This window comes from Phytobacter sp. V69 (genome assembly GCF_965644215.1).
Classification (GTDB): Bacteria; Pseudomonadota; Gammaproteobacteria; order Enterobacterales; family Enterobacteriaceae; genus Phytobacter.
Window position 1 is genome coordinate 1 of record NZ_CBFFRL010000174.1, and the last position, 10,137, is coordinate 10,137.

A 10,137-nucleotide genomic window follows, 5' to 3' on the forward strand; every position below is an offset into this window, starting at 1 on the left:
CTGTTAGGGCGCGGCTGGTAAGAGAGCCTTATAGGCGCATCAGAAAAACCTCCGGCTATGCCGGAGGATATTTATTTCAGTTTTCTCCGCTTGTCCTGCGTAAAGTGTCCTGCCACACTAGTTAGCCACGCATAAGGAGCCTCTATGTTATTGATTAATGGTCGCGAGCAGGAATATCTCGCCGCAAGCGACAGGGCGACTCAATTTGGCGACGGCTGCTTCACCACGGCGCGTATCCAGGATGGTGACGTTAGTCTGCTGACTGAGCATCTCCGTCGTCTCCAGGACGCGTGCGGTAAACTCTTTATCCCTTTTGCGCAGTGGGCTGTGCTGGAAGACGAAATGCGCCACCTTGCGTCAGGCCGGGCGAGCGGCGTCCTGAAAGTCATTATCAGTCGGGGCGGAGGTGGACGCGGTTACAGCGGTGCCGACTGTCAGAATCCGACACGTATCCTTAGCGTTTCAGCTTACCCCACTCATTACGAACGCTGGCGGGAAGAGGGCGTTACGCTGTCGCTCAGTCCATTAAGATTGGGCCGGAATCCGCACCTTGCCGGCATCAAACATCTCAATCGCCTGGAGCAGGTCCTGATCCGCCGCTATCTTGAGCAATCTCACGGTGATGAGGCGCTGGTTCTTGACAGTGAAGGGTGGGTTACGGAATGCTGTGCCGCGAATATTTTCTGGCGCAAAGGCCGCGATGTGTTTACCCCAAACCTTGAACAGGCGGGTGTAGACGGGATTATGCGGCAATTATGTTTGCGCCAGTTGGCATCTTCCGACTATCGCGTTGTCGAAGTCAATGCGTCGCCAGATGCGCTCAACGCTGCCGATGAAGTCATTATCTGCAATGCATTAATGCCCGTTCTCCCCGTACGTGTGTGGGATGGCATTAGCTGGACTTCCCGGGAGTTGTACCAATTTTTAGCCCCTCTTTGTGAGCATCCGGTATCGTCATGAAAAAAATGTTGCGCGTTGTACTCCTCCTTCTGCTGGTCCTGGCGATTGCGGCAGGTGCGGGTATATGGAAAGTTCGCCAGTTGGCCGACAGCAAACTCCTCATTAAAGAGGACACGATCTTCACGCTGGAAGCCGGGACCGGACGCGTTGCGTTAGGTGAACAGCTTTACGGTGAGAAGGTAATTAACCGCCCACGCGTGTTCCAGTGGTTGCTGCGCGTGGAACCCGATCTTTCGCACTTTAAAGCCGGGACCTATCGGTTTTCCCCCACTATGACGGTGCGCGAAATGCTCCAGCTACTGGAAAGCGGCAAAGAGGCGCAATTCCCGCTGCGCCTGGTGGAAGGTATGCGCCTGAGTGATTATCTGCAGAAACTGCGGGACGCACCGTATATCAAGCACACTCTGAAAGATGATGACTACGCGACGGTCGCGCAGGCACTGGATCTTGCGCATGCCGACTGGGTGGAAGGTTGGTTCTGGCCGGACACCTGGATGTATACCGCCAACACGACGGACATCGCGTTGCTTAAGCGTGCTCATCAAAAAATGGTGCGCGCGATTGATCAGGCGTGGGAAGGGCGGATGGACGGTTTGCCTTACCAGGATAAAAACCAGATGGTGACCATGGCCTCTATCATCGAGAAAGAGACCGCCGTGGCCAGCGAGCGCGATCAGGTCGCATCGGTATTTATTAACCGTCTGCGGATTGGTATGCGGTTACAGACGGATCCCACCGTGATCTACGGGATGGGCGAGCGTTATAATGGTAAATTGTCGCGTGCCGATCTGGAGACGCCGACGCCGTACAATACCTATATCATTAGCGGTCTGCCGCCAGGACCGATTGCAACGCCTGGCGAAGCGTCGTTGAAAGCGGCGGCGCATCCGGCAAAAACGCCGTATCTCTATTTTGTCGCTGATGGTAAGGGCGGGCATACATTTAATACCAATCTCGCCAGCCACAACCGGTCAGTGCAGGACTATTTAAAAGTACTTAAGGAAAAAAATGGGCAGTAAATACATCGTCATTGAAGGGCTCGAAGGGGCAGGGAAAACCACCGCGCGTGATGTCGTGGTCGACACGCTGCGCCAGCTTGGCGTGGAAGAGATGGTTTTCACCCGCGAACCAGGCGGCACCCAACTGGCAGAAAAACTGCGTAGCCTGGTGCTGGATATTCGCTCTGTCGGCGATGAGACGATCACTGTTAAGGCCGAAGTATTGATGTTTTATGCTGCCCGCGTCCACCTGGTCGAGACGGTGATTAAACCCGCGCTGGCCAAGGGAAGCTGGGTGATTGGCGATCGTCACGATCTCTCCACGCAGGCCTATCAGGGCGGTGGGCGTGGCGTTGATCAGACGATGCTGGCAACGCTGCGCGATGCGGTGCTGGGTGATTTCCGCCCGGACCTGACGATTTACCTGGACGTGACGCCGGAAGTGGGGCTCAAACGCGCCCGCGCTCGCGGTGAACTGGACCGCATTGAGCAGGAGTCTCTGGATTTCTTCAACCGCACACGCGCGCGCTACCTTGAACTGGCGGCTGCCGATGACAGCATCCGCACCATCGATGCCACACAATCTCTTGAACAGGTCGTGGCGGATATTCGCCAGACGGTCACCGCCTGGGGGCAGGAGCAGGGCGCATGAGATGGTACCCGTGGCTGCGGTCGGATTATGAACAACTGGTCGCCAGTTATCAGGCCGGTCGCGGGCATCATGCGTTACTGGTTCACTCGCTGTCGGGAATGGGTGACGATGCGCTGATTTATGCGCTGAGCCGTTTCCTGCTTTGTCAGCATCCGGAAAATGCCAAAAGCTGCGGCCATTGCCGTGGATGCCAACTGATGCAGGCGGGTACCCATCCGGATTATTACCTGCTGGCACCGGAGAAGGGCAAGTCCACGCTCGGCATCGACGCGGTACGCGAGGTCGGCGAAAAACTGTATGAACACGCGCGGCTGGGTGGCGCTAAAGTAGTCTGGATTCAGGATGCGTCGCTGCTGACGGACGCGGCAGCAAATGCCCTGCTCAAAACGCTGGAAGAGCCACCGAAAGAGACCTGGTTTTTTTTAGGCTGTCGCGAACCGGCACGCTTGTTGGCGACGCTGCGCAGCCGCTGTCGGATGCATCACCTCGCGCCGCCAGCGGAAAACTACTCCTGTGCCTGGCTCGCGCGTGAAAATAACGCGTCGCAAGAGACGATTGTCAGTGCGTTACGTCTGTGTGGTGGTGCGCCAGGTGCAGCAGAGCAACTGCTGCAGGCGGATAACCTCGCACCGCGTCAGGCTTTGTGTCAGTCCCTTGGGGATGTGTTAAATCATGGCGACTGGCTTTCACTGCTGGCAACACTCAACCACGAACAGGTGGCGCAGCGTCTGCACTGGCTGGCAACGCTTCTGCTGGATGCACTGAAAATTCAGCAAGGCGCAACACTGCTGACCAATATGGATGCGACCATGCTGGTGCGGCAGCTTGCCAGCCAGTTTAATGGTGAACGTCTGCAAGCCTGCCTCCACGCTGCGGTTGAATGCCGTGAACAGCTGATGACGGTCACGGGCGTTAACCGCGAAATGTTATTGACCGATCTTTTATTACGCATTGAGCGCTACCTGCAACCCGGTGCAACATTGCCTTTGTCGCATCTTTAAGAAAGAGACATTATGTTTTTAGTCGATTCACACTGCCATCTTGATGGTCTGGACTATCAGGCGCTACATACGGATGTTAATGACGCGCTCAGTAAAGCCGCAGCGCGCGACGTGAAATTTTTCCTCGCCGTGGCCACGACGCTGCCGGGTTACCGCAGTATGCGTGATTTGGTGGGGGAGCGTAGTGATGTGGCTTTCTCCTGCGGCGTTCACCCGCTTAACCAGGACGAAGCCTACGCGGTGGAAGATTTACGCCGATTGGCGGCGGAAGAGGGAGTAGTGGCAATGGGCGAAACCGGCCTGGACTATTACTACACGCCGGAAACAAAAGCCCGTCAGCAAGAATCGTTTCGCGATCATATCCGCATTGGCCGCGAGCTGAACAAACCGGTGATTGTGCACACTCGCGATGCGCGTGCCGATACGCTGTCTATCCTGCGCGAAGAAAAAGTGATGGACTGCGGCGGCGTACTACACTGTTTTACGGAAGACAGGGAAACGGCAGGGCAGTTACTGGATCTCGGCTTCTATATCTCATTTTCCGGGATCGTCACCTTCCGCAACGCAGAGCAGTTGCGCGATGCGGCGCGTTACGTCCCGCTGGATCGTTTACTGGTGGAAACGGATTCGCCTTATCTGGCACCGGTTCCTCATCGAGGTAAAGAAAACCAGCCGGCGTATGTCAGGGATGTCGCTGAATATATGGCGGTTTTGAAAGGCGTTTCGGTCGATGAACTGGCGCAACAAACCACAGAAAACTTCGCCACGCTGTTCCATATCGAACCGTCCCGCCTGCAATCCCTCTGAATTTTCAGCTTATTTTAGTGCTCGTAATTAATAGGCAATGAGAGTAAAGTTCACCGCCACAAAAGAGGCGGTGAATGCCTTTTTTGACACAATCGGTAATGGGTTTTGTAAAACTATGAAAGTTTTGCCTTTGTCGCTAGCTGAAACGTGATAGCCGTCAAACAAACTTAACCGGATTTATTTTACTCTGTGTAATAAATAAAGGGCACTTAGATGTCCTGTCCACAGCACGGTTCTCCCCCCGTGCCAATGCGCAAAAAAGCGTAAAAAAAAGCACAAATACTCAGGAGCACTCTCAATTATGTTTAAGAATGCATTTGCTAACCTGCAGAAGGTCGGTAAATCGCTGATGCTGCCGGTATCCGTACTCCCAATCGCAGGTATCCTGCTGGGTGTCGGTTCTGCAAACTTCAGCTGGCTGCCAGAAGTCGTTTCTCATGTAATGGCCGAAGCAGGCGGTTCTGTTTTTGCTAACATGCCGCTGATCTTCGCTATCGGTGTTGCTCTTGGCTTCACCAATAACGACGGCGTATCTGGCCTTGCAGCTGTGGTTGCCTACGGCATCATGGTTAAAACCATGGCTGTGGTTGCACCGCTGGTACTGCATTTACCTGCAGAAGAAATTGCGGCTAAACACCTGGCAGACACCGGTGTCCTCGGCGGTATCATCGCCGGTGCCATTGCTGCTTATATGTTTAACCGTTTCTACCGTATCAAGCTGCCTGAGTACCTGGGCTTCTTCGCCGGTAAGCGTTTTGTGCCGATTATCTCCGGTCTGACCGCTATTGTCTTCGGTGTTGTGCTGTCCTTCATTTGGCCGCCGATTGGTACTGCTATTCAAGAATTCTCTCAATGGGCTGCCTATCAGAACCCGGTTGTTGCGTTCGGTATCTACGGCTTCATTGAGCGCTGCCTGGTACCGTTTGGTCTGCACCATATCTGGAACGTTCCTTTCCAGATGCAGATCGGCGAATTCACCAACGCAGCAGGTCAGGTATTCCACGGCGACATCCCACGTTACATGGCAGGCGACCCGACTGCGGGCAAACTGTCCGGCGGCTTCCTGTTCAAAATGTACGGTCTGCCGGCTGCTGCTATCGCGATTTGGCACTCTGCTAAACCAGAGAACCGCGCAAAAGTGGGCGGTATCATGATCTCCGCAGCGTTGACCTCGTTCCTGACCGGTATCACCGAGCCGATCGAGTTCTCCTTCATGTTCGTTGCGCCGATCCTGTACGCAATCCATGCTGTACTGGCTGGTCTTGCCTTCCCAATCTGTATCCTGCTGGGTATGCGTGACGGTACGTCCTTCTCTCACGGTCTGATTGACTTTATCGTACTGAGCGGTAACGGCAGCAAACTGTGGCTGTTCCCGGTTGTTGGTCTGTGCTATGCAGCGATTTACTACACCGTGTTCCGCGTAATGATTAAAGCGCTGGATCTGAAAACGCCGGGTCGTGAAGACGCGTCTGAAGATTCCAAATCTGCTGCAACAAGCGAAATGGCACCGGCTCTGGTTGCTGCGTTCGGCGGTAAAGAAAACATCACTAACCTGGATGCTTGCATCACTCGTCTGCGCGTTAGCGTTGCCGATGTGGCGAAAGTTGACCAGCCTGGTCTGAAAAAACTGGGCGCGGCAGGTGTGGTGGTTGCTGGTTCTGGTGTGCAGGCAATTTTCGGTACGAAATCCGATAACCTGAAAACCGAAATGGATGAGTACATCCGCAGCAACTAAGCCGTAAAGTCTGGGGAGACTGAGGCAGCCGAATGGCTGCCTTTTTTATTGCCTGAAAAGGGTTACGACACGCCGCCCACCCGCCGGGTACCGTTGTCGGATATCGGTTTTTTGCAATATCCGCCAAAATCACTTCCTTGCCACTGAATGTCCGCTACCGGAACATTCATTAAGCTTCCGGCTTTGCAGGCCACAAGATGCAACTGGACATTGCTGACATTTGGGATCTGTACTTTTGCCGAACGGCCGGGTTCTACGTACACGTTATCGAATTTCCGCGCGCAGCCCTCAAGCACATCGACCACATGTTTGCGAAAATCGCCGGTAAAGCAGTAGCGCACCTGCACCAGATCCTGACAGCGGTTACCAGCAGGAAATGGCCTTCACTGTCCGATGAGGAGTGGATGCATTCGTTAACCCGCAGGGCACGATAGTTATCCACCAGGTCTTTCATCGCCATGCTACCGGGCGTCACCTGGCCTACATTTGAGGACGCGGCGAGTCCCATGGATGCAATACTCAGTAGATTGGTCAGAGACTCGCTCTCTTCGGCATCTTTCTGCTGCTTATACTCGGCGTTGCGCTGCTCCAGTTCGGCAAACTCGCGAGCGTTATTGGACTGCATTTTGAAGATTTTCAGATCCGATTCGAGCAAGCCGGAATAGTAGCGGGCGAAATAGTCGTTCCCCAGTTTTTCAAACTCCTGTTGATAGAACGCGTCTCTGCGCGCGCTGGCTTCTGTCCCCGCCTGTCCGGTGCCAGGCCCCGGAATATTCATCGCTTTCGCTTTGGCATCGACGGTACGCATGTCCTGCTGGCGTTTGGTCAGCACGCTGGCGATTTTTTTCTGCCCAAGCGTCGTGGCCAGCTCAATGGGGCGCGTATAGGCATCGGCGCTGGAATGTTTGGCGTAGTTGAGCGCTTCGAGGTAGCTTCTCAGCATCTGTTCATTCTTAATGCCCAGGTCGTACTTCGCATCATTGACCTTAATCACCAGATATTTCGCGCTGGTATAAGACCTTTTTTTCACCAAGCCTTCGGCTTCATTCACATGCGCTGCGGCATTGGCAGGGTCCGTTTTCGCTTTCATTAAAGCACGGCTGATGGTGGCTGGTTCATCAAGCACGACAAAGCGGTCCGGGTAAGCCAGATAGGCTTCATACTCCTCCAGCGCCTGGGCGTAATTACCCATGTCTTCGAAATTGGTCGCTTTGTAGTAATGGGTGGTATTCCAGTTCCGGATATTTGCTCTGGCACTGGGAAGACACCTGATCGAAGAGCTGATTGGATTGCTCGTGATAGCCATCCGCCATCAGGTTCATCGCTTTGATCTGGTCTGAGACGCAGCGTTCATACATGTTTGCCATATCACTGCTGCCGCCGGACGAACAGCCGGATAACAGCTCAATCAGCGGCACGATGCCGAGAAAGAAGCGCATAAAGGAGGTGCGCATAGGAAGTTCCTGTCTTATTGGGAGCGCCAGGGCTGGCGGGCTGTGATGTTGAAAATATAGCAGCTTATTTACATTTAATGACAATTTGAAACAGGACGTGTGGCGTCACGTCAGCAAGGCAGGGGATAAATGGTGGGCATAAAAAAGCCCGTCAGCAGTGTGACGGGCCCGGGTTAGCGTTCGGATTTTACAATCAGAAGCTGTAGTTAGCGCTAACGGAGAAGTTACGCGGCGCGCCGTAAACGGTGTAGCTGCCGACGTAGTCGTAGTATTCACGATCGAACACGTTGTTCAGGTTGGCCTGAACCGCGAAGTCCTTGGTGACCTGATAGCGACCTAACAGGTTAACCAGCGCATAGCTGCCCTGTTCTGCGCGTTGGGTATCCGACACGTCAGTCCAGACTTTGTTCTGCCAGTTAACGCCACCGCCGACCGTCAGTTCAGGCAGTGCCGGCAGCTGATAGCGGGTGAACAGTTTCATGGTGGTACGTGGCTGATCGGAACTGACCGCAGTGCCTTGCTTGTCTTCGGCGATAAAGCGGGTTGCACCGAAGGTCAACTGCCAGTTGTCGGTCAGCGCACCGTTCAGCTCAAACTCGATACCTTTACTGACCACACCGTCCAGGGATTCATAAATCGATTCCCCGCTTGGCATATAGGTGTAGGTATTGTTAGCCACACCATCCTGCTCAATACGGAACACGGCAATAGAGGTGGTCAGACGGGTGTTGAACCAGTCAGCTTTCACACCGGCTTCATAGCTCTTACCGGTGGTCGGGTCGAGGTAGCGGCCGGACGCATCACGCTTGTCCTGTGGCTGGAAGATCTCGGTATAGCTGGCGTACGCGGACCAGTCTTCATTGATGTCATACACCAGACCGGCATACGGCGTGACGTCATCTTTGGTGCTTTCCAGACGCTGGGACGGGGAACCTGCCGGGTTATAGCGAATATTGTATTCGGTATAGCGTGCGCCCACGATCAGGTGCAGCGGATCGGCCAGCGAGAAACGTGCAGAGGTGTAAGTAGAAGACTGACGAATGTCGTCTTTACTGTACAGCGCCCACTCTGTCTATGCCGGATCGGCGATGTTACCGTTCCAGCCGTTTTTAAATGAACCCACATCGACCAGCGTACCTACCGTGTCCGGCAGGGAGTTGTCGTAATGGTTGCGCTGACGGCTGTAGCTGCCGCCAAACATCAATTCATGCTGACGGCCAAACAGGTCGAAACCACCGCGCATGAACGCGTCAACGGCATCCTGTTTACGCTCACCACGGTTCCAGCCGCCGTAGCCGACCATGCCGTTACCCGTGGCCTCGTCCGGATAACCGTACATATACATCATTTTGGTATCGAAATTGGTTTCCGCGTGCATGCCGTTAACATGCGCTTCCCAGCCGTTACCAAAACGCTGTGTCAGGTTGGCGAAGACTTTGGTGTTGTCTTTGTTAGAATAGGCCCAGTTCGGCGCCACGGTTGTGCTGCGATCATATTTCGCTTTGCTGCCGTCGGCGTACCAGGTCGGCAGGCCGCCCCAGGTCGGGCTATCGGTCTGACTTTCCTGATATTCATATCCCAGAGACAAAGTGGTGCTGTCGGTCACGTCAGCATCAACAACACCGTAGATGAACTTCTTACGGTAGTGGTACGTATCCACCCAGCTGTCATTGTCCTGGTAACCGGTGATGACGCGGCCACGCACTTTGCCGGATTCGGTCAACGGTGCCTGTAGATCGAGAACGTAACGTTGCTTATCCCAGCTACCGTAGGTGGCGGAAACGTTACCTTTGAATTCGCTGCTGTCTGCATGTTTACGCACCATGTTGACGTAGGCCGCCGGGTTACCAGTACCGGACATCAGACCTGTTGCGCCACGTACCACTTCAATGCGGTCGTAGATGGCGGTATCGGCGGCGGTATCACCGAAGTTCCAGACTTCGCTGATGGAGGTAGGCAGGTCGTCGTAAGCATAGTTACTGACAAAGAAACCAGGTGAATAGAACACGGTACGATCGCTGTCCTGCACCTGAGCGGTAACACCGGTCGTGTTGGCCAGCACCTGGCCGATGGAGTTCAGGTTCTGGTCCTGCATACGCTGCTGGCTGATAACGCTCACGGATTGTGGAATATCGCGCGGAACGAGCAGCAGTTTGGTCCCCGTGGTGGTGGTTTTGACGCTGTAGTCCTGATCCTGGCTGGTATCGCTCTGTGCGGTGGAGGTGCCTTCGACGACGACAGTTTCATCAGTGCCGGACGTGGTTGCCGCGAAGCCTGCAGCAGGTGTTAACGCGAACGCAATGCAAACAGCCAGTAATGATGGCGCGCTGGCAATCGAGCACAGCTCATCGCTGGTGTGAGTGGTGAAAGACATTATTAACCCTTAATGGTGTGTTAGCGGGATTATCCGGGGCGCGATACGTTGTCGACGTCCGGCATGTTTTTTATTTTTCAGTTAGATAGTGTCGTCACGAGGATAAAAATCATTGATAATAGGGCCTTCTAATCAGAAGGCCCTATTATCATGACT

Annotated in this window: 9 protein-coding genes and 1 pseudogene; 6 read left to right on the forward strand and 4 right to left on the reverse strand. The window is 54.2% G+C overall.

The annotated features are described in order from the left end of the window. The first annotated feature begins 144 nt into the window (after positions 1-144). The 6 genes from pabC (at position 145) to ptsG (ending at position 6,153) form a co-directional block, all read left to right on the forward strand. A complete protein-coding gene (gene pabC / locus ACSZPU_RS19745) occupies positions 145-960 on the forward strand; it encodes an aminodeoxychorismate lyase (protein ID WP_499002301.1) in 816 nt (271 codons plus the stop codon). Beyond that, complete coding sequence (yceG, locus tag ACSZPU_RS19750) at positions 957-1,979, forward strand: cell division protein YceG (RefSeq protein WP_499002303.1); 1,023 nt, start codon at positions 957-959, stop codon at positions 1,977-1,979. The genes pabC and yceG overlap by 4 nt, the downstream gene beginning before the upstream one ends. After that, positions 1,969-2,610, forward strand: a complete 642-nt coding sequence (tmk, locus tag ACSZPU_RS19755) for a dTMP kinase (protein WP_499002306.1) — start codon at positions 1,969-1,971, stop codon at positions 2,608-2,610. Before yceG ends, tmk begins: the two co-directional genes overlap by 11 nt. Beyond that, positions 2,607-3,611, forward strand: a complete 1,005-nt coding sequence (holB, locus tag ACSZPU_RS19760) for a DNA polymerase III subunit delta' (RefSeq protein ID WP_499002308.1) — start codon at positions 2,607-2,609, stop codon at positions 3,609-3,611. The genes tmk and holB overlap by 4 nt, the downstream gene beginning before the upstream one ends. A gap of 12 nt (positions 3,612-3,623) precedes the next feature. Then, entirely contained in the window at positions 3,624-4,418 is a 795-nt protein-coding gene (locus ACSZPU_RS19765) for a metal-dependent hydrolase (protein ID WP_499002310.1), read from the forward strand. Positions 4,419-4,719: 301 nt separating this feature from the next. Continuing rightward, positions 4,720-6,153 (forward strand): PTS glucose transporter subunit IIBC, encoded by a 1,434-nt coding sequence (ptsG, locus tag ACSZPU_RS19770; protein WP_499002311.1) that lies wholly within the window; start codon positions 4,720-4,722, stop codon positions 6,151-6,153. Positions 6,154-6,215: 62 nt separating this feature from the next. On the opposite strand, the gene ACSZPU_RS19775 is transcribed toward ptsG, so the two are convergent. The 4 genes and pseudogenes from ACSZPU_RS19775 to fhuE all read right to left on the reverse strand — a co-directional run bounded on the left by ACSZPU_RS19775 (position 6,216) and on the right by fhuE (position 9,981). Next, the gene (locus ACSZPU_RS19775) at positions 6,216-6,416 is read right to left on the reverse strand and encodes a hypothetical protein (RefSeq protein WP_499002314.1); all 201 of its coding nucleotides are present in this window, start codon (positions 6,414-6,416) and stop codon (positions 6,216-6,218) included. Continuing rightward, complete coding sequence (locus tag ACSZPU_RS19780; RefSeq protein WP_499002317.1) at positions 6,407-7,345, reverse strand: hypothetical protein; 939 nt, start codon at positions 7,343-7,345, stop codon at positions 6,407-6,409. Before ACSZPU_RS19780 ends, ACSZPU_RS19775 begins: the two co-directional genes overlap by 10 nt. Then, positions 7,338-7,607, reverse strand: coding sequence for a hypothetical protein (locus ACSZPU_RS19785; protein ID WP_499002319.1), 270 nt, complete (start codon positions 7,605-7,607; stop codon positions 7,338-7,340). Before ACSZPU_RS19785 ends, ACSZPU_RS19780 begins: the two co-directional genes overlap by 8 nt. 193 nt (positions 7,608-7,800) lie before the next feature. Next, positions 7,801-9,981, reverse strand: a pseudogene (gene fhuE / locus ACSZPU_RS19790) (ferric-rhodotorulic acid/ferric-coprogen receptor FhuE). Positions 9,982-10,137: the final 156 nt, after the last annotated feature.

Bases quoted from the DNA above. Each gene is read 5' to 3' on its own strand.
- pabC (WP_499002301.1), top strand. From the start codon at position 145: ATGTTATTGATTAATGGTCGCGAGCAGGAATATCTCGCCGCAAGCGAC.
- yceG (WP_499002303.1), top strand. From the start codon at position 957: ATGAAAAAAATGTTGCGCGTTGTACTCCTCCTTCTGCTGGTCCTGGCG.
- tmk (WP_499002306.1), top strand. From the start codon at position 1,969: ATGGGCAGTAAATACATCGTCATTGAAGGGCTCGAAGGGGCAGGGAAA.
- holB (WP_499002308.1), top strand. From the start codon at position 2,607: ATGAGATGGTACCCGTGGCTGCGGTCGGATTATGAACAACTGGTCGCC.
- ACSZPU_RS19765 (WP_499002310.1), top strand. From the start codon at position 3,624: ATGTTTTTAGTCGATTCACACTGCCATCTTGATGGTCTGGACTATCAG.
- ptsG (WP_499002311.1), top strand. From the start codon at position 4,720: ATGTTTAAGAATGCATTTGCTAACCTGCAGAAGGTCGGTAAATCGCTG.
- ACSZPU_RS19780 (WP_499002317.1), bottom strand. From the start codon at position 7,345: ATGGGTAATTACGCCCAGGCGCTGGAGGAGTATGAAGCCTATCTGGCT.
- ACSZPU_RS19785 (WP_499002319.1), bottom strand. From the start codon at position 7,607: ATGCGCACCTCCTTTATGCGCTTCTTTCTCGGCATCGTGCCGCTGATT.